Genomic DNA, 20,754 nt, shown 5'->3' on the forward strand with positions numbered 1-20,754 from the left:
CGCGCTCCACGTGGGCAGACTGGGGTGTGATTTCAACTATACGCAGAGAGATTCGTTCTTGAACGACCATGGTACGAACGCGTTGATAAGCGTGATCGCGGCCTTGGTGACTGCGCTGCACAGAATTCGCGAGCCAGGCTGACGGCCTGCGGTGGGACTACCTGTCACGAGGTTTGAGCAGAGCCTGCGGTTGCCCCATGCGGTAAGCGAGGCCGCGTGATCTCTGTCCTTATGGCTATGGGCCTCTGCCGAAGAGGCTCGGGCCGCAACGTACAATAACGCAGCAGCTTCAGATTCGACACAATCAATGCGAACCTCTCCGCGCTCAACCTCGAACGGTGTTCCTCGTGCTCGCTCTCCGTTGCTCCTGCTGTGTCATGAAGGAAGCGCTCAGGTCGGGAATGGGCCCTCGGATAGTCAGGCTTGCCGGCCACTACGTAGTCTTGGGGCACCGAGCGTCTGCCGTCGCGCGAGAAACGACCGACTTGGGAATGACCCGCGCCCGTTCAACCCTCCACCGCCGGCGGCCGCGCCACGCCAGATTCGACGGTGACGTTTCATGCGTTCATGCCTTCCGCTTCGGAAGGATCGTGTCGAAAGCGAGCTTGCTCGACCGCTCGCCGCGATCGGTCTCCTTGCGGATGCCGAGCCAGACGAAAGTGCGGCCGTTGTACCAGCGCGTGCGCTGGAAGCTCTGGGTGACACGAATGCCCGCGCGCGGCACCTCCTCCTCATGGAGATTGTAGCCCTGCTGCTGCGGGAGGTCGAGACCGTGGCGCAGCAGATCTGTGCGAGGTTCGACGCGCACCGGCGGATCCGGGTCGCGGTCGATGACCCGCAGCAGCGCGGCGCGACGCAGCTGAATCTCGCGGCTGTCGTTGTCGATGTGCACTGGGATGAACGGGATCCAGTTCTCCGGCATCTCGCTCATCAGCCGATAGCGGATCGCGGCGTCGTTCTCGATCGGCGCCGCAGGTGGTGGGGCCGGCGGCAGGCTCTCCTCCACCAGGCGACGGAAATAGCGGCGGGTGTCGAGCGCGGCGCTGCGTCCGCTCTTGCTGTCGCCCGAAGCCAACATCACCCGCGACTCGACGCCCCACACCATGTTGGCCATCTCGTCGCGGAACAGTTCCACGGATTCCAGCGGCTCGCCCTCCTGGATCTTCGGCACGCTGGGCACGACGAACAGGCTGAGATCGGCGGGAATGTCGTCGCTCCCCTTCGTCGCCAGCGTAAACATCGACCAGCGTTGCCAATCTTCATCCGCGCCCTTGCCCGCGGCTTCGACCCAGATCCGCTCTCCGAAGACGTTGGTCACGCTCATGCCGGCGACCCTGGTGATCGCCCCGGCCGGCACCGTGAACGGCATCAGGAACCAATCGTTGGCGTAGACGAGGCCGAATTCGATCAGCAACAGCTTGTTGACGTCCGTCGTCTCCGGATCGATGTCGCCGAAATTCGTTCGTCCCTCCTCGAAGGTCCACCAGCGCGTGTTCGGCATGCCGTCGAACTGGATCGGCGCCGGGATGAACGACGCCGTGAAGGTCGTCTCGATGGCGGCAGGCGGCGGCGCGTCCGCCAGGTCACCGAGCCCTGCGCCGGAGGCGTCGACGTCGAAATTGTACCAGTCGAGATGCCCCTGGAAGTATTCGTCGGCGACCACGAGCTTCTCGCCGCCCGCCTTGGGCGCCGACGCTGCAAAGGCGTATTCGAGGCGATCGGGCAGCCAGGCATCGGCCGCACCCGCGGCGGGCTGGTAGAACGCCTCCCGGTACCACGCCAGGAATTCCGCCTCCGCCGTCTCGATCGCAGCAGTGCTGGCCGGGTTGCCGAGCGCGACGAGGTCGTGCGCGTGATTGCCGGGCGCGGCCATCAGATGCTCGACGAGGTCGTAGCCGTCCATCGACCTGCCGGCGAGCGCCGCCATCGTCTGCCAGGCTTCGCGATGGGCGGCGACCGGCGCATCGGCCTTGAGCGCCGGATCTGGCATGGCGAGCGGCAGCGCCGCGATGAATTGCTGGGCAAGCCCCGGCTCGATGCCGGCGACGAGCTTCAGCCAGCGTCGGCCCAGGGCGATGCGGAGATCGAACGCCATCTTCTGGCCGGCGAGACGGAACGGGATCGGCCGCCGCCCGACCTTGGCTTCGAGCGGCACGTCGTCGGCGAACGCTTCGGGCGGATTGCCGGCCGCGCGGTATTTCGTCAGTTCGGTGGTCTCGATGTGCACCTTGGCGACGACCGGCGAGCCGGCGTCGTCGCCCTGAAACTCGCCCATCTGCCACTGCTTCGTCAGCAGCCACAGCGGATCACGGATCTCGGCCTTGAGCGCGCGGTCGAAATCGTGCGTGCGTGGGCGGCCCTCGAGCCTGTTCCACAACGTGATGGTGGGCAGCTTCACCTTGCCGGAGAACACGGCGGAGAGGTTCTGAACCGCGACATAGTCAGCCATTGCCCGTCTCCGTCTCGGCCAGCACCGCGGCGAGGTCGTTGTTGAAGGCGAAGTTGAGCGAGGCCGTGATCGGATGGAAGGTCACGGCGGACACCAGCGCCGGCAGGAAGCGGGCATAGGCGGTGGTGTCGACGTGGTCGGGCTCGATCGCGCGCTTCTTGGCGAGGTCCATCGTCTCGCGCACCGTGTCGACGAGATCCTGCCACTGCCACGCGCCGACAAATTTCGGCGGCAGCGCCAGCAGCAGGGTCTGCGGCGGTTCGGCGTTTGGCCGGTCGAAGTGGAACGCCAGCCCGGTATCTTCGGTCGGGCGCGGGATCACTTCGGTCCACTCGTCGAGCAACAGCCCGAGTTGCCGCCGCGCCGGATCGAAGCTTTCGGCGAAATGCGCGGTATAGAGCAGCTTGTCCTCATCGATCACGAACGGCTTTCCGTCGGCATCGGTCTCCGGGAATTCGAGTCCGAGCCACGGCAACTCGGGGCGATGCGGAAATTGCAGCGCCTGCAGCGCGACGCCCGCCCCCGTGAACGCCTCCGCGAGATGCTGCGAGGCTTCCAGATCGTGCAGTTTCGACCGCACCCGCGCGACACCCGTGAACCAGTCGTCGAGCGGAAAGCGGCGTCCGATCGTCGTCTTGACGAACCCGAGAATGGTCTCGTCCGCCTGCGCGCCCGCGCCCCAGGCGTTGCTCCATTCACCGGCCAGCGCCGCTGGCAGGCCGAAATCCGGCACGATCTTGAAATCGTCGCCGAACAGCAGCTTCGCCGCCGCGGTCAACGCCTCGATCTTGTTCTTCGCCTCCGCCGCGGCATCGTATTGATCGAGCCGGGCCTGGATCGCCGGCAGCCGCGTCGTCAGCTCGAGCGCGAGCGCGGCGGTGCGCTTCGCCATGTCCTCTGCGAGGGCGACGATCGCCGCGCGCTGGGCTGCGATGTCGATCACCGCGGCGTCGAACGCGGCGTTCGCAGCCTTCGAGGCTTCGATGCCGTCGTGCAGGGCGGCGAGGTCGGACGCATTGTCGTAAAGCGTGTTCAGAGCGGCGCGCTGTCCGACGAAGGCGGCGCGCTTGCCGCTCATGAGATCGTCGCGGAAATCGTCCGGTTGCGCCGGTAGAGGGTCGGTCGCCGTGGTCGCGATCAGCTTTTCGGCCACCCGCAGCGCCAGGAACTTCGCCGCGTCCGGCGCGCCCGGATCAGCGTCGTAAGCGGCCATGCGTGCGTCGAACTCGGCGAGTTGCCGGGTCCATCGAGCGATGTAGCCGGCGAGTGCGGCATGCAACTGGGAGAAGATCCGCCGCCGGTCGGCGTAGACGGCACCGGTACCGGTCTGCAACGGCGCGAACGGACCGAGACCCTGCATCACCGACACGAAGCCGGTGATCGTCAGCTCGATCTCCGTCGCGATCTGCGCCTCCTGCTTGGCGTCCAGGCGGGCCTGCAGCGCCGTACGGAAGGTGTCGAGATCCGCAAGCCCCCCGACGAGCAGGACGCGCGGCAGCGTCGCCCGCTCGCGTGCGAGCGCCGCGTCGAGATCGACCGCCTCGTTCGCCTCGCCGGCCATCGCCATGTCGCTCGCCTTGAGCGGACGCGAGCGCAGCAGCAGGCTTCTGAGATGCCGCATCAACGCCGACAGCTCGAACAGCGGCACATGCCCGGCGATCGCCGCGATCCTCTCGCGGTAGGCGATCGTCAGCATGGCGTCCGGGCGAGGCGTATGAGCGGCGATCACATGCGCTTCGATCAGATCGTCGAGCGCCTTGGCGGCTGGATCGTTGTCCGAATCGAGCAGATACAGCAGGTCGATCGGCAGCAGGCCGAGATCGGCCTGCGTCACGTTGTAGTTGACGGCGGAAAGATCGAGCGGGTCGGTGACCGTCACCGAGCAGGCGACCGCTGCCGGCGGCGGCAGAATGCCCGCGAGCCAGGCGTTGAGCGCAGGCTCCGCCTTCGCCCGCGGCGATGTCAGCGCGCCGTCGTTCGGGTCGAGCCCGGCCTTGAGATGCAGCGCCACCCGGTGGGTCAGCGTCACCCCCGACCGCGGCGTACGCACCACGTCGGGGGTCGCCGGGAATTTTCCCTTGGAGTAGGTGTCGAGCACGGCGCCGGCACGGTCGTAGTTGCCCTGCACCACCTGATGCACGCTCTCTGCCATCGCGAGGTCGGCGACCGCGTCGGCGATGTCGGCAATCCGCGCGGCCTCGGCGGTGATCGCGGCTGCCTGCTGCGGGCTCGCCGCCGGCAGGTCGGCATCGTGGCCGAACGGATAGCTGCTCACGCCGCTGGTCTTGATGTGCTCGACCAAGGCCAGGCCGTCGATGACGTTGCGCGCCTCCACCCGGTCGATCCGCAGCCGCCGACCGAACGCGTCGAGCCGACCGGTACGCGTCGGAGTCAGCCGGTCGCCGACCAGCGGGAACACCTTGCGGAGGTCGTAGATGAACCCGTCCACTTCGACGTCGTGGCGGTCGTGCAGGCCGCGCTCGAACTGGTAGCCGAGCAAGCCGCCGAGGCTCTGCTCGCCCTTCATTCCCTCAATGATCGATAGCGCGATGCGGACCCGTTCCGAGCTGAGATTGACAGCGAGGCTGCCCGGATTGTCGGGCGTGGCGTTGGACAGATAACCGTTGCGCAGCACCGCGGCGGTCACCGCTTGGTTCAGCGACGGCGCGTGGATGTAGCCCTGGTTGCTGCGGTCGCGCATCAGCGGCGGCGCGTCGGGATCGGCAAAGATCGCCGCGAGGTTTGCCGGCAGTTCGACGGCCGTCAGCTTCTTGAACTCCGGCTTGACGTTCTCGAGCCAGCCATAGGCGCCGAGATAGATTCCCCTCTTCGCCTCGCCGGCCGGTGCGCCCGGCTGGGCGGTCCCCCGGCCGGCACCGTTCGGATAGCGCATCCGCTCCAGTTGGCGGCTCATGATGCCGCCGTACCAGGCGTCGAACCGGTAGGTGCAGAGGTCGAGATGCTCGGCGAACACCCGTTCCAGAACCGCCGTCGGCGACCTCTTCAGCCGTTCGAGCGCATCGAGCTGGCGCTTGAGATACGCGGTGGCGACCATCGAGGTCAGCACCGTCGGGATGAACTCGCCGACCGTCCTCAGTCCCGTTCCGGTGACGGCGGCGTCGCTGCGGTGGAGGTAGCGCCAGCGGCTGCCGCCGGCCGCGGCCGGCACGGCGAGGCTCGCCTCCTCGACCTGGAAGAACTTCGGCTCGCGCCGCGCCGCCTTCAGCTCGGTCTCGCCGATCAGCCCGGCATTGAAGAACAGACGGATGCTGGTCTCGACGAAGCTCAGGTCGAGCGCGTGATGCAGCATGAGATACAGCAGCGCATTCGGGCGCTGGGTGAAGCCCTGCTGCAGCCGCAGCGCGTCGTGGGAGGTCGCCGCAGCCTTGATCAGCCAGCCGATGTAGTTGTCGCCGCCCGCGGTGTAGGCGCGGATCTGCTCGGTCTCCGACAACGGACGGTCGTCGATCAGCGGGCCCTTGAGCTGGTTGGGCGCCTTGAGAAAGAGTTTCTCAAGGATGTCCGGCACCTCGATTCCCTCGGGCGGCGTGTAGCCGAGCTGCTTCAGCAGATCGAGCCCGCTTCCGACATAGCCTGCGGCGAGCAGGAGCGCGACCAAGGCGCCGCCCGCCCCCTGCATCGCGAGGCGGTTGTACAGTTCCTTGAAGCTTTCGGCGAAGCGCTGCTGGAATTCTACCGATCCGGCGTGCAGGCCGAGGACATCGAGCAATATCTGATGACGGTCGCCGCCCGGCTTGCCGATGTAGGACACCCGCGACATCAGCGGCTCCAGATCGGCCTCGACCTTGCGCAGCAGTTGATACAACCGCATCAGGAACCGCAATTCCGGATCGTCCGGTGCGTGCGCGGCCCCGACCGCGACGTTCGACCCGGCGAAGATCCATTGGATGCGCGAGCGCGGCGTCGCCGGCAGGATGCCGTAGGGCTGACGACGGACGCGGATCGTAGGCATCGGCCCGCGCGCCGACACGTGCCGGACGAAGAAGTCGCGGGTCCGCTCAACCGTCGAATCGTCGAAGATCGGATGAAGCATGCTCTCCATGAAGTAGCCGAGCGTAGCCGGCCACAGCGCCGTGTTCATGGCGCGGGCGTCGTTGACGTCGTGGCGATGGTAGAAGGGGATCGCCGCCAGCGCGGCCGGATCGAGACCGAGCGTGGCGGCGAGGCAGCGTCCGTCTGTCCGCTCGAACCATCCGTCGGGGTCCAGGGGCGGAGTGCCGAAGTAGTGATCGAAGCTGACGTCGGAATCCTCGCGCCAGCTGTAGGCGGCGCCCTCGCCCTCGACGTTGTTGGTCGGCTGGCCCTGCGGCAGGATCGAGAACCCCGCCTTCGACTGATGATGATGGACGAACAACTGCTCCAGCGCGACCCGGCCGGCGTCTGCATCGGCCCCGAGCCGCACACCGAGCACCATCAACTGATCGAAGCCACGGCGGAAGGCGGCCGGCGTTAGCTGCACCCGGAATCCCATGCCGATCTCGACGGCGCGGTCGAAGTTGCGCACCCATTCGAGCTCCGGACCGAACGTGATGTCGTCGCCGTCGCCCGCGACCGATGCGTCGTCCGTTCCGGTCGGCGACGGCGTGACCGGCAGCGGCGACGGAATCGGTTTTCCAAGTTGCTCGAGCTCGAGCGTTCCGTTGTTGTAGCCGAGCAGGACGAGGCGATCAGGCAAGGTCCGGGCGGTCGCCGGCTGCGACCAGCCGGTCTCGCGCATCGGCGTGGCGTCCGTGGCGGGAAACTCCAGATACGCGGCGATGACCATGGTGGTCGCGCGGTCCGCGCCTTCGGGCGGCGCGTCGGCGAGATTCCGCGGCCGGTACGCCTCACGGACTGCCGCAGCGCGCTCGGCGCCGAGCGCGCTGTCGAGCGCGGCGATCGCGTCCGCCTGCGCGGCCGCATCGGTGCCCGCGCGCCACAGTGCCGTCCAGAACGTGCTGACCGCACCTCGCTCGGGATCGACGAGCGGCGCGCTGGTCACCACCGTCAGGATCACGGTCGGCACGCCTTCCACTTTGGCCGGTCGCGCCACCTCGTTGAGCGGGCGATGAGTCTGGATCACGTAGTAGGACCGCCCCGAGCCCTGTCCGCTCAGCAGCGTTCGCCAGGCGGCCCGCTCCCCGGCGGGGTCGTGGTTCGCCCGCCAGACGTCGGCCCAATAGGCCTGGGCGCGCTTCACTTCGTCTTCCGACAACGCCTCCTCGAAGCTGTCGACGGCGATGTCGTCCGGATAGACCCGGACCCACAGCTCGTCGCGGTCGCCGCCGAATTCCGCCGCCTGCTTGAAGCGCGTTTCGATTCGCAGCGGCATCAGCAGGATCGGCGTCTGATCGGACAGCAGGCCGATGTTGCGGCGGGGATCGGTGAAGTTCGCGAACAGCCCGATATTGCGGACCACTTCGTCCTTCGCCGCCCTCAGCGCACCGCCCAGCCGCTCGATCTCGGAGGCCGCCGCCTTGATCTTCTTGTCGATCGCCGCCAGCGCCGGATCGTCGGCGCCCTTGCTGACGCGCTCGGCCCGTGCGCGGTCGCGGATCAGCCGCGCGCGGGTGTGGCGAAGCCGGCCGATTTCGCGCGACGTCGCATCGGCCGCGGCGCGCGACGCTTCCAGCTCCTTGCGGATATCATCGAACTCGGACATTTCGCTTCAGCCGCCCCCTGTCGTGTCCGCTGCGCGATCAGTTCGGCAGCATCTCGCTGCCGTGCACCGCGACCAGCACGGGAACCTGGTAGAGGATGTAGGCGAGCTCCGCGGAGTTGCTGTCCGGATGCCAGCGGAGCGCCTTGTCCTCATCGTATTGTTGTTTCTTCTCCTGCAGCTCCGGAGCCACCGGATCGTCCAGGGTGAGGGTCGGCCCGCCCGGCCTGATCTGCAGGAAGCCCTTGTCGGCGTCGGACAGCACGTCGGGCCAGGCGAGGTCGTTCCAGACGTTGAGCGGCCCATCGCGAGAAATATCGAGGCCGAAGCGCGGCTCGCCGGGCCGCTCCTTGATGACGAAGAACCAGCCCGGCGCCGTCGAATTGCCGCGGCCGCTGCCCCCCTTCGCCTCCTTCGAGGTCAGGTCGAAGCCGATGAAGGTGATGTCGGGATCGACCTTGGCTTCGTAGAGCGGTGTGCGCAGGCGATCCTCCACCGGACCGTCGGTCTCCAGCACCCGCTCGACGCGGGGATTGATCGCGCCGCCGTCGTCGCGCTGCCAGCGCGCCTTCTGGGCGTAGATCACCGCGGTCGGATATTTCTTCAGCAGCTCGCCGCGGATGACGAGGACGACTTCCTCCTCGTTCTCGCCCGGCTTCTCGCGATGGTCGTGATCGCCGAGCTTGGAGAACAGCGACCAGGTGTGGAGCGGCGGAATATCGCGGAGCTTTTCGCGCAGCTCGTCCTTCGACAGGCCCTCCCGGTCGATCACGCCGCTCGGGTCCCAGAACTGGCGGAAGCAGCTGCCGCGCTGGTCAGTGGGATATTCGCGCCACAGCAGCTCGCGGGCGAATTCATGGTTGAGGCCGACCATGTAGGCCTCGATGAAACGCTGATTGGTCTCGAGCAGCGTGATCGTGTTCTGCGGAATCTTGTCGATGTTCGGCAGGAAGTGCTCGTCGGACAGGCCGAGAAGCGGCTTGTACATCGGCAGGTCGATTTCCGGATATGCCATCACCGGCTTGAACACTTCCGGCTGCAGCAGCGTCGCGATCCCGTTGATGGCCAGCACTCGCGGCGGAATGGTGATCGAGGAGAAGGTGAAGGCGGGCACCGTCTTGTCGGGATCAATCGCAGCGAAGGTCGACGCTCCGAGCGCGGCGATGTCGATCGGCTTGCGCAACGGCGGCTTGCCGAGATCGGCGCTGACTGTGAGCAGCCGGTTGAGGTCCTTGAGGGCCAGTTTGAAGCGCGCCGCCTCCGGGCTGTCGGCGGACGAAGCGCCGCCGCCGACAGGCTCCGGCGCGGCGGGATCAGGATCGCGGATGGTGAAAGACGGAAAACCCGGCAGCGCGTCGATGACCTCGGGCGAAGCCCCTTGCGGCAACACGCCGGTCGCGATGCCAGACTGCTTCTCCAGCCGCACCAGCCATCCGAACAGCGCCAGCGCCGCTGCCGCGAGCACGATCGCGAACGGAATGGCGACGGCCAGCAGCAGCACGGCGAGCAGCAGTAGGACGACCAGTAATACCCACTTCGCGCAGCGGTGCTTGGTAAGCCAGTCGGTCAGCTCCGCGGGCAGCGACTTCGGCTGAAGTTGCGCGGCGACATCCTCCACCGCCGGCAAGGCTTCCGGGGTGACCCGCGGCGGCGCCGCGCTGACCTCGCCGCGATTGATCTTCTCCAGCAGCTCTTCGGCGCCTTTCGGCGAGTCGAAGCCGAGCGTCGCCGCGACCTGGTCGCGCGGCCGGAGCGCGCGCCGGAACGGCGCAGACAGCGCCGCGCGGGGCACCGTGCTTTCCTTGAGCCGATGGCGCAGCGTGAAGCCGTCGGCGATCACCCGGCGCTGTACCGGCGCCATCATCGTGAGCCCGCGCTCCGCGCTGAGATCCTTCAGCGGCCCGAGATGGCGCGCATGCCAGATCGCGGCCGCCGCCTTGGCGAATTGCGCCAGCCTGATCCGCCGGTTCGCCGCGAGGATGTCGCCGACCTGGTCCCAGGCGGCGTCCATATAGGCCTCCTGGTTCTTCTGCACGACTTCCGTGCCGAACGCGGCGGGAACGCGAAACCGCGGGTCCAGATTGAGCTCGTGCACCCAGTTGCGCGGCTGCGGCGCGTCGCTGCCATCCGCCTCCTCAAGCAGCCGTTCGGTGAGCGCGTGCCAGCGGCCGTACAGCGGCGGCGTGATCACCGGGTCGGGCGCGCCTTCGCGGGCATAGTCGTCGGTCAGGTTGACGAAGCCCGCCAGCGCCTTCTCGAATTCGTGCGCGTAGGGTTCATCCCAGCCCTCATAGGCCGCAGCTTCTGCCTCCTGCGCACCGGTCAGCGCCTCGTCCGGCACCTTGAGCGCGCCGCCGAGCCGCAGCACCCCGTGAAGCCCGGCGACCACGATGGGCGGCATCCCGGAACCCGGCGTCTGCGTGTCCATGTCGCGGCGGCCGAGCCGCGAGTCCGGCGGACGCGGCTTCAGCAGGCGGACGAGGTACTCGAAATCGCCCACCGTCCCGGTCTTGAAGTACCACCGCTTGTACACCGGATGCAGCGTCGGGAACGGCCGGTCGGTATAGTCCGCCCAGGCCGACAGGGTGGCGAAGAGCGCGGGATTCGTCACCGGCGCGATTCCGAGGCCGGCGAGACGGCCGCTCTCGAAGGTCGGCACCACGAACGCATGGTAGGACGTATTCGGCTTCAACTGACGCGGCGACAGGACGCGCGAATAGGCGTAGTCCGGATTGCTGGCCAGCAGGCTCTCCAGTCGCGCCCTCGCCTGGTCGGCATTGGTCGATTCCACCACGCCGTCCTGCTGGATCAGGTCGCGATTGACGTGGACGTGCGCCCAGGCCCAAAGCTGGTCGGCGGGCGGAAACACCGAGACCGGATCGCCCGTCACCTCGATCGCCGGCAGCGGCCGCGCCGACGACACCGCGACTTCCTTGAACTCCTCCACCTCGAGCACCAAGAGTGCGAGCCACGGGCGCAGCCGGTGGCGCGACTCGTCCGGCGCGGCCGGCGTGTAGCGCCACGGAAAATCCTCGTCATAGAACTCAACGAAGGGCAGGTAGTTCGGCTCGAAATTGGTGATCCAGTCGCGCGGCTCCACCTTCACCACCGCCTTCGGATCGATGCCGACGATGTCGCCGGGACCATAGAGCGCGACGTCGCGCGAAATCGTCGCCGTCAGATCCGTGTCGCCCTGGACCGGCCGCCCGGCCAGCGACAAGTCGACCTTGATCGTCGCGCGCAGCGCCACCGCGTTGTCGTTGTCGGCTGCGGTGATGTTGTTCGCCACGCCGAGCCGCAGCCAGGGCAGGAAGGAATAGGTGCCGATCGTGTCGCTCATCCCGCCCCTCCCCGCCGCCTCGCCGGACCGCCCGCCATCATCGTGCCTCCGCTACGCCGCGCGCTTCATCTCGTGCGGGCGCACGATATGGGCCTCGCTGGCGAAGCTCGGATTGCGCCGCGTCTCGGCCGCCATGAATTCACCGGCGCTGGCGCGCGATTGGAACGACGCAGGCGCGCCGGCGATCGGCGAATTGTCGACCAGGCTCACCACCACATAGGACGCCTGATCGACCGCGATCTTGTCGTCGAATCCGTGCTTCAGATCGCGCGACTTCGCCGAGATCTCCGACCGCGCCACGGCGTTGTTGGCCAGGAAGTGCGTGAACAGCCCGGAGATGAGCGTGACGAAGCGCCGGCGTGCGCGCTTGAAATTGTTGTCGACGATGATCTCTTCGTAGCGGGCGATGCGCTTGGTGACATAGCTGGTCTTGGCCTGGTTGCCAGTGACCGACAGCTCCAGCCCCGCCTCCTCGGCCTCGTAGTCGGAAGCGCTGAGCTTCTCGCCGTCCTTGAGGTCCTTGAACTGGGCGATCGCGAACGACTCCCGGATGGTGGCGCGCTTCTCGATGCCCGACGTCGCGGCCGCGACCGCGAAGTAATTGGCGTCGTCCGGGCGCTGCGCGCCGATCTTGTCGAGGGTGATGCCGAGCGGAATCGCACGCTGGGTGATCTTGAGCGAGCCGACCGGATGCAGCACAAGGTCGGAGCCCGCGTCCACGGTCTTGAGCGTCACCAACAGCCTGCTGCTGTTCTGCAGCGCGGCAGTCCAATTCTCCGCCTTCGAGTATTCCGCCACCAGCAGGGGCAGCACGGAGACCGGCGGCAGGCTGGTGTCCTCCTTGTCGCCCCAGGTGTGGGAGAAGTCGACGTCGACGTCCCAGAACAGCAGCGAGATGCTCCCGGTGCCCTCGACGTGCCAGGGCGATGTGCCTTCGAGCGAGCCGCGGAAGCGGATACTGAACAGCCCCGCGCCGAACAGCTTCACCGACAGCGAGGCAGAGATCGTGATGATGAAATAGAACGGCGAGAACTGGAACAGCGCGTCGAAGGCGAGATGGCCCTCGATGCTGGCGATCGAGATGCCGAAATAAAGCTCCGCATGTGCGCCGAACTGCACGGTGTTCGACGTCACCGCGAAATAGGCGTCGACCCGGATGCGGGCCACCGGCGTGTTGAGGATGTTGATCGCGATCCGGGGGATCGGCGGGAACGGCAGCGGCGGTGGATTGTAGGCCGGGTGGAAGCCGCCGACGGAGACGATGAAAGTGGCGTCGCCGCCGAATGACGCCAGCACGCCCATGCCGCCGTCGAGCGGCATGAAGATCACGCGCGATTCGTACAGGATGGCGAAGAACCAGCCGCGCTTCTTGTCGAATTCGATCGCGCCCATGAAGGCGACCTGGATGATGATGAGCGGCAGCCGCTCGTCCGGGATCGCCACCGTCAGCTTGCCGATGATGGCGATGTTGCCGGGAATCTCGATGATGATCCCCAGCGACAGGCTGATCAGTGTCGGCGTGCCCCAGCCGAACTTCGCCATCGGGCCGATCAGGAAGGTCCCCTGCTCCGGCGGGAAGAAGGTGCGGAGGTCGGAGATGATCCGGTGCGCGTTGGCAACGACGTCGTGCGGGAACAGCACCGAGTCCAGCGAGCCGGCGCGCACGCCGTTGACCAGCGCGTCGAGGTCCATCGAGCGGTTGAGGCCGACGAGTCCGCCGACTCCCAGCAGGGTGAAGCCGAAGCCGAGCTGCATTCCGGGATTGAACTCGACCGTGATGATGGCGATGAAGGAAAAGCCCTTTGACCCGTCCGGCATCTTGGTGGTGATGACGCCGATTGCCGTCACCGAGAGAAAGTCGAGGATCTTCAGTTCGAGCGCGCCGGCATATTCGCCGCGGTCCGGATCGATGAAGAGATAGCCGCCGCCTGTCACCGCCCCGGCATCGATCGACAGCCCGACGCCGTTCGGTGGCTTGAAGCCGAAGGATAGATCGATCGGACCGAGATTGCCGCCGCTCCCCGGAAAAGCGAGATCGGTCCGCAGCCCGATGTTTTCCACCACCGCGACCAGCGGACCGAGCGCCGCCTTCAGCGTCGCGCCGATATCGATCGGGAGGCCGCCACCCGACGGTGTCACCGCGAGCGTCAGTCCCTGCACCTCGATCGGACCGAGGTCGATATGCGCTGGGATCTGGATCTCGAGATGCGAGGTGCCGCGGAAGTACACGCCGCGCGGATAGGCGACGCCGAGGCCGAGATCGAACTCGAACCGCGTCGAGATCCCCGACAGGATGGTCGAGACGAAGCCGTCCGAGCCGGACGCGTCAAGGACGAAAGCGAGGCCCTTGAGGTCCACCTCGGCGAACACCTCGACGTCCTTGCCCGCCACCAGCGTGAAGCCGCCGGCACCGCTCACCGATTGGTATTCGAGCCGCGTGCCCTCGCCGGTGCCGAGGACAATGGTCGGGCTGCCGGAGGCGGCGGAGTATTCCACTTCGACGCGCGCGGTGCCCTTGGCCGACGTCGGCGCGCCGCTGCCCGCGAAGCCGGTCACCATGTCGATGCCGCTGCCCGGCCGCACCATCAGGCCGACACCGCCGGTGAGATCGAGGTCGCTCGAGATCGTCACCGCGATCGTCGGACCGAGCTGCATCCGCACCGACAGCAGCCCGCTGAACGACGGCAGCAACGCGAAGCCCGGCTTCTTGCCCCCGGACTTCGGCAGCGGGAACAGTCCGAGCTCGGCCGATAGCCGACCCGCGTCGCGCGCCCGCTCGAAGAACACCAGGCGGAGCCGCTTGCGCACCGCGGCACGCCCGGTCGGAGGGCCGCCTTCGAGCGCGCGCGCGACCCGATCCGGCACCTCCACCATCCGGACGTCGAGCCCGAGCCCGGCCGCGAGGCTGTCGATCTGTCGCGCGAAGCCGGAGAAGTCGAAGCTGTCGGTGCCCCAGCCGAAGGCGTTCTCGAACAGTGTCACCGGGTCGGAGACGATCTTCGGCAGATCCGGGAAACTGAACCTGTAGTCGATGTAGTCCGGGCGGTTGCCGGCGGGCGCGGTATAGCGGGTGCTGATGACGCCGAGCGCCTGCAGCGCGAAACCGATGCCCGGATGATGGTTGCGCAGATAGGTGATGAAGAGATAGCCGACGAGCTGCCCCGGAAACTCGCCCTTGAAATTGTCGGCGTTCAGCGTCGCCGAAAATGCACCGCCGGGCGCCGAGACGAGGTCGTCGATCGCCTGCACGACGCCGGCGATCGCCTCGATGGCCTTGAAGGCGTCTTCGAGCGCCCCGGACTCCAGCGTCATCTCGCCGTCGGATGCCACTTCGCCGTCGAGCGACAGCCCACCACCGACCAGCGCCTGGAGCCGATCGAACAACAACTGCAAGTCGACCGCGAGATCGGCGATCGGCTTCGGAATCACGTCGGAATCCCAGCCCAGCTTGAGCAGCAGGCCCTGGAACGCGGCCGGCGACTCCACCGCCGCCCGCAGCGGCAGCAGCAGCTTGCCGATCTCGGCGACGATCGTTTCGAGGGCGCCCGGTTCAGCCATTTTTCTTGGCCTTCGGATAGAATTCACGGTCGACGACGTCGTGCAGAGCGGGATCGACGCGGTTGGTGATCAGCCATTTGCAGACATGGCAGAAAGCGCCGCTGCTGTTCCGCATCTTGCAGTCGCCGGCCGGCCGATAGACCAGCCCGGTGAAGTTGTATGCGCCCTCGTACAGGCCGACCAGCCGCTGCGCCTTGCATGGCGGCTTGAAGTCCGGGATGTCCTTCGGGTCGTCGCCCTCGTCGTTCACATGAGCGGTGTCGGTATCCTTGTTGAGCGGCAGATGGTTGCCTGCGATGAAGTCGCGCACCTTCTTTTCCACCACATAGACCAGCGCGTCCGCATCGTCGCGGCGCGGCACGAACAGCAGCGAGCCTTTCGGAAACACGGGAAACGGCGCCGGCGGCAATTCCAGCCCGCCGAGCCGGATCGAGCCGAGGTTCTGGTCGATGTCGCCGATGTCGAGTCTGACGAGGTAATCGGCATCGATGAACGTGAGCGGCAGTTGCTGGCCGATCGCCGTGATCTGGATGCGGCGGAGAAACGCCTGGCGGCCGGCCGCCTTCGCCTGCACCCAGCGCGGGATCTGGCGCGGGTCGATCCTGACCTCGATCGAGCCACCCTGCTGGGTCGAAGCCTGGGTCAGCTTGGCCGAAAGCTCGATCCTGAGAAGTTCGAACCATTTCACCTTGGACGGATCGACCAGACGGGAGTGATTGGCGGCGTAGCTCGGATCCTGAAAGATGTCGGCGAGCGCGACGATGTTGTCGTCCTCGCTCGAAGCGGTCGCATTGTCTTCGGCGCTCGTCTCGTATTCGTCGCCGAGATTGAAGGAATGGCCGAATTCGTGCGCAACCGTGTCGATAATATCGGTGAGATCGGCGTCGATGTCGCTGGCAGGCTTGCGCCGCATCACTTTCTTCGTCGCCGTGTTGGTCGCCGGATATTCGAAGTCGAGCGTCTTCAGGCTCTGCAGCGAATTGGCGGTCACGGTCGACTGGTTGAAATTGGTGCCGCCGATCATGTCCTCGTTGGTGATCATGGCGATCAGGCCGCGGCTGCGCTTGAAGGTGCCGTCCGGTATCCACTCGGCGCCGAGCGCGGTGTGCGGCGACGATCCGAGCCGCAGTCCGGACAGGTAGGCCATGATCGGCGCCGCAACGTTCGCGCGGCCGTCCCTGGCGAGCTCCGGCGGGTGCCGGCGCGGATCCGGGGCAAGGTGCCGGGTGGCGCTGGCCGGCTTGAAGAACTGATAGGCGCGGGCGATCAGCGGCGCGAGGTTGGCATCGCCCGCCGCATCCGCCGCCGGCATCGTCAAAGCGGCCCCGGACTTCGCCGACCGGTCGCCCCAGCGGGCGCCGAGCATCAGGCCGTAGAAGGTGTCACGTGCCTCCAGGATGCCGAGCGATTTCTGCTTCCTCCACGCTTCGATCAGGGTGTCGTTGACCTTCGCCGCGTCGTAATTGGGCAGCGACTGGCTCGCCCACCGCGCCTTCAATTGCGCCGGCGTCGCAGTCTCGTTGCGGAGCGGCAGGCCGACACGGGCCACGAGCTCGTCGACCTCGTAGATGCTCTTGTCGTCCGAAACGCTGTAGTTCCACGGAATCGGTCCGCCCTTGCCGAGCTCCGAGGTCTCCTCGTCGTTGACGCGCCAGCCGCAGGTCACCGCCTGCTCTTCCGACGCCTGGAAGGCCTTGAATACGTTGAAGCTGCCCGCGAGCGTGCCATAGGGCTCGTGGCGCTTCTGCGAGAACAGACCGTCCGCCGCTTCCTGCACGATCTTGTCGAACTTGTCCTTCTCGGACGCGCGAAAGCCTTCGGCGAGGAACAGGATGTTGTGCATCTCGGAGGCATTGGCGAGGTCGCCGGCGCGCACCGTGGAGATGTTGTCGCGGGTCTTGGCGTAGTCGACCACCTTCACCGGCAGGCTCTGGTTGACGCCGAGGAAGCTGCCGTCGAGCTGGGCCGCGCCCTCGCTCACGCCCCTCAACCGTCCCTCATTGTTCGTATTTGCCACCACGAAGGTGCCGGGGCTGCCTGAGCTGAGCGTGACGAAGCCGTGCCCGGTGATGTCGCCGACGAGATCGGTCCCGGTCGGGTCGTCGCTGAACAGCGCGCACAGCGTCGGCTGGCTGTGGGCAACCGTCGGATGCAGCGCCGTGGTGATCGACGAGTTGCCGAACCACCAGCCGAGCACATCGTCGTGCACCTGGATACGCGCGACAACGTAGCCGGGGCCATATTCGATCACCACGAGATTGATGCCGACGTCGTCGCCGGTGATGGTGCGCGCCGCAGGATCAATCGTCACGAAGCTGGTCAGCCGGGACCCGACCGGGTTGTACGGCGCCAGGATTCGAAAATTGCAGTCCGCGGTGACGTCGGTCAGCGTGTAGGTCGTCGAGCCGTTCGGCAGGTCCTGGTCGAACACGCGGAACGGCAGCACCTTGGTCGCGGGCTTCTTCAGCGCGACGTGCATGTCGCAATGCGGATAGACGATGAGAGGCATGCCGGCACGACCCTCTCTCAGCCAGCACACCTATCGGGAAGCCCGTCGCTCCCATCGAAAATCTGGCATCCCCAAGATTGTACACTCAAGCCTTCTCAACACAACCTCAACGTGATACTGTTTCGACATCCTTCCGCAATTGTCGTTTGCCGAGTGGTGTTCTCCATCACTGGGGCCAATCCTGCTGCAAATGCCGGCGGCGTGGAGCTCTCGTTGTCCTCGTTCACGGATGAACACGACCGCTCTATGGCGCGATCCGGTTTCTCTCCGTCGAGCTCCTTGAGACGTACTGCGACTGACCGCGTCTCCTATCCGTGGGTTCGGCCCGACGCTGCTCGACGTTGTCACGGGCGCAGACAAGCACCGTCACGTCATTCGGATGTCAAACAGCCAGATGTCAAACAGCCACTTGCGGTCGCTTCAGGCGTGCGCGCGCAGTCTCGCGGCTCGATGAGTCCGAGGGATGCGCTGGTCGGCGCGCCTCGACATACGAGAGGCGCAGGGAGAGCCGGACCTCGACTGAGGCCCGTGGCCCGCCTGCGAGAAAAATGCAGGCGGCAGGTACCACAGGTCCAGCCGGACGACCCGGCCCTCCCTGCGCGATCGGTTTTAACGGTGTCCTTCGTGCTCTCCTTGGGGACCGGGCTTTCTTGCCCCCATCGCCCGCGTGACGCTTGCGCATCAGCAGCAGGCTTGACCTCAGCATCGGGAGGCCGGGACCGCACGACTTCGCCGTCCGCGACGCACGCGCTCGTCTGGCGCAGCATCCATGTCCATCGCAGCCCACCTCCACGTATCGTGACGACGCGTACGCCCTCTGCATGAGGCGGCATGCGCAGATAAAATCGCGATTTCGGAAAACCGGCAAGTGAAATCTTTATTTCGGCCGACGCCTTGAAAAAGATGGCCAACCGCAACGACGCACAGGCGCCCGCGACTTCGTCTGTCGCGCTGCAGCGTTGCCAATCTCGTTGATTGAGCGCAGGCTATCAGAAGCACAGAAGTCGCATCAGGGGGAGAGACGCATGAAGGAACCGGGCCTGGACGGCCGCCATCGGGACAAGGATGGCGAGATCAGCAGGAAGCACGGCAATACGCTGGTCGGCACGCTGCGCAAGATCTACGGGAAGTCGTTCGCAGCGGGCTATCCGGACTCGACGAAGCTGAGCGACGTGCTGCTTCAGCTCAACGAGACGTCGCTGAGCCAGTTGCGCCGGGACCACGGCACCGGGCATTTGGATCACAAGATCAAGGAAGCCTCGAAGTGATCGGGCTTTGCTGATCGGGACTCATCGCCCGATTGGCGAGGCCGATTGGTGTTCGCAAGGTTTGTTCGCTCGCGTGGTTTCGTGCCGTCCGGCCGCGTGGAGCGCGTCGTCTTGCAGCGCTGTGGTGTAGCGGCGTCTTGCATCGCTGCGCTGCTGCGAAGTGCCACCGCGCGCCGGAAAGCCCGGGCACCGGGCACTCCGACGCGGAATCCGAGGGACGAATCCGTCCTATTTCCCCATGCTCCCCGCCTGGTTCGTGCCTGGGCCGACGTTGCCCTGGCTCGACGAGGTGGAATCGCGGCTGGACTTCATCGCGCCGCTGGTCGCCCGCATGTTGCTGCCGGTGGTCTGCGAGGAGGTCGTCGAGGTCGCGGCGCTGTGCTTCTTGGCATGCTTGGCTTGCGCGGCGAGCGGGACGGCAGCGAGGGTGGCTGCGACGAGGGTGGCAATGGCGAGCTGGGTCTTCTTCATGGATCCGATCTCCATCCGGTTGAACCCCACGCTCGCCCAACCCGGCTGCGACATCACAGTTCCTGCCGGTGGATCAAGCGTTGTTGTCCGATTCCGACCGCGGCGTGAAGGTGCGATGCAGCAGCGTCAGGCTGGCGTCTGCATCGGCACGGCGCCAGGCTGCGACGCTGGCTTGGGAAACGGCCTGAATGTCATCATCATCATGACAGCGCCGAGGCCCATCACCCACGAGCCGACATAGAGCCAGGTGTAGCTGGCAAAGCTGTCGTAGATCAGGCCGCCGGCCAGCGGGCCGGTCGCCATGCCGAGGCTGCCGGCCATCGCCGTGCCGCCGATCACCGTGCCCATGATGCCCTGCGGAAAGTTGTCGCGCGCGATCGCCGCGTAGAGCGGCATGGTGCCGGCATAAAGGAAGCCGAACGTCGCCGCGACGGCATAGAACGCGGCGAGGTCGCGCACGGCCACGTAGGCGAGCGCACCGAACGCCTGCGCCAGCAGGCCGAGAACGAGCACACGCTTGGCGCCGAAGCGGTCGCCGAGCAGGCCGAAGGCGATGCGGCCGCCGAGGCCGGCGAGGCCCTCGATGCTGTAGATCGTCACCGCCGCCATCAGCGGGATGCCGCAGGTGACGGCGTAGCTGACGGTGTGGATGATCGGGCCCGAATGGGTGGCGCAGCAGAAGAAGTTGGTGGCGAGCAGGATCAGGAACTGCGGCGAGCGCAGCGCCGCCGCGCGCGTCATCTCGGCCGGACCGTCGGTAGGGCCCGACGCGAGGGCGGCGTCGGGCGCTGACGATGGTGGACGGCCCACCAGCAGCGACGTCGGGATCATGATGGCGGCGACGATGGCGGCGATGCACTGCATCGCGGTGCGCCAGTCGTAGCTGGACACGAGCCAGGCCGCGAGCGGCGACATCGTCATCGGCGCGACACCCATGCCGGCCGAGACCAGCGAGACCGCGAGGCTGCGGTGGGTGTCGAACCAGCCGGTGACGGTCGCCATGACCGGCGGGAAGATCGCCGCTGTCGCGATGCCAGCGATCAGTCCGAACAGCAGTTGGAACGCCAGCAGCGAGGACGTCAGGCTTGCCAGCAGCAGGCTGACGGCGAGCAGGACCGATCCGATCAGCAGCACGGGACGCGGGCCGATCCGGTCGGACAGCGTGCCCCAGCCCATGCTGGTGACGGCCATCGCCAGGAAGCCGATGGTCATCGCGCTTGAGATCCCCGCGACCGACCAGCCGGTCTCGGCGGCCATCGGCTTGAGGAACACCGGCAGCGAGAACAGGCCGCCGACCGCGACGCAGCCGAGCACGCCCCCGGCCGCCACGATCACCCAGCGATAGTGCGATGTGCTCATTCGTCTCCTCCTCTGCCGTTCGATGACAAGACGAACGGCGCGGGGCTCGGACGACATACGCGCGGACCATTTTTCGTCGCCCCTGGACCGTCGAAGGGATCGGCCGACGCGCGCAACCGGCAGCCGCGCCCCAAGCCGGTG

8 protein-coding genes are annotated in these 20,754 nt (G+C 66.7%); 1 reads left to right on the forward strand and 7 read right to left on the reverse strand.

The window, feature by feature from the left end; genetic code table 11:
• Positions 1 to 565 precede the first annotated feature (565 nt).
• From ACQR1F_RS21670 to ACQR1F_RS21690, 5 genes are read right to left on the reverse strand one after another with little or no spacing between them, the layout of a single operon-like run.
• Positions 566 to 2,449 (reverse strand): hypothetical protein, encoded by a 1,884-nt coding sequence (locus tag ACQR1F_RS21670; RefSeq protein ID WP_434913830.1) that lies wholly within the window; start codon positions 2,447 to 2,449, stop codon positions 566 to 568.
• Positions 2,442 to 8,111 (reverse strand): hypothetical protein, encoded by a 5,670-nt coding sequence (locus ACQR1F_RS21675; protein WP_434913831.1) that lies wholly within the window; start codon positions 8,109 to 8,111, stop codon positions 2,442 to 2,444. The genes ACQR1F_RS21670 and ACQR1F_RS21675 overlap by 8 nt, the downstream gene beginning before the upstream one ends.
• Positions 8,112 to 8,148: 37 nt before the next feature.
• On the reverse strand, positions 8,149 to 11,448 hold the full coding sequence (locus tag ACQR1F_RS21680; RefSeq protein WP_434913832.1) for a hypothetical protein: 3,300 nt from the start codon (positions 11,446 to 11,448) through the stop codon (positions 8,149 to 8,151).
• Between the two features lie 51 nt (positions 11,449 to 11,499).
• The gene (locus ACQR1F_RS21685; RefSeq protein WP_434913833.1) at positions 11,500 to 15,006 is read right to left on the reverse strand and encodes a DUF6603 domain-containing protein; all 3,507 of its coding nucleotides are present in this window, start codon (positions 15,004 to 15,006) and stop codon (positions 11,500 to 11,502) included.
• The gene (locus ACQR1F_RS21690; RefSeq protein ID WP_434838031.1) at positions 14,999 to 17,515 is read right to left on the reverse strand and encodes a hypothetical protein; all 2,517 of its coding nucleotides are present in this window, start codon (positions 17,513 to 17,515) and stop codon (positions 14,999 to 15,001) included. Before ACQR1F_RS21690 ends, ACQR1F_RS21685 begins: the two co-directional genes overlap by 8 nt.
• A gap of 1,025 nt (positions 17,516 to 18,540) precedes the next feature.
• On the opposite strand from ACQR1F_RS21690, the gene ACQR1F_RS21695 reads away from it, so the two are divergent.
• Positions 18,541 to 18,783, forward strand: a complete 243-nt coding sequence (locus ACQR1F_RS21695) for a hypothetical protein (protein ID WP_315804587.1) — start codon at positions 18,541 to 18,543, stop codon at positions 18,781 to 18,783.
• A gap of 228 nt (positions 18,784 to 19,011) precedes the next feature.
• On the opposite strand, the gene ACQR1F_RS21700 is transcribed toward ACQR1F_RS21695, so the two are convergent.
• Complete coding sequence (locus ACQR1F_RS21700) at positions 19,012 to 19,254, reverse strand: hypothetical protein (protein WP_434838032.1); 243 nt, start codon at positions 19,252 to 19,254, stop codon at positions 19,012 to 19,014.
• 126 nt (positions 19,255 to 19,380) lie between these two features.
• Complete coding sequence (locus ACQR1F_RS21705) at positions 19,381 to 20,613, reverse strand: MFS transporter (RefSeq protein WP_434838033.1); 1,233 nt, start codon at positions 20,611 to 20,613, stop codon at positions 19,381 to 19,383.
• Positions 20,614 to 20,754: the final 141 nt, after the last annotated feature.

The sequence above is a fragment of the Bradyrhizobium sp. HKCCYLS3013 genome (genome assembly GCF_051167615.1).
Lineage (GTDB): Bacteria > Pseudomonadota > Alphaproteobacteria > Rhizobiales > Xanthobacteraceae > Bradyrhizobium.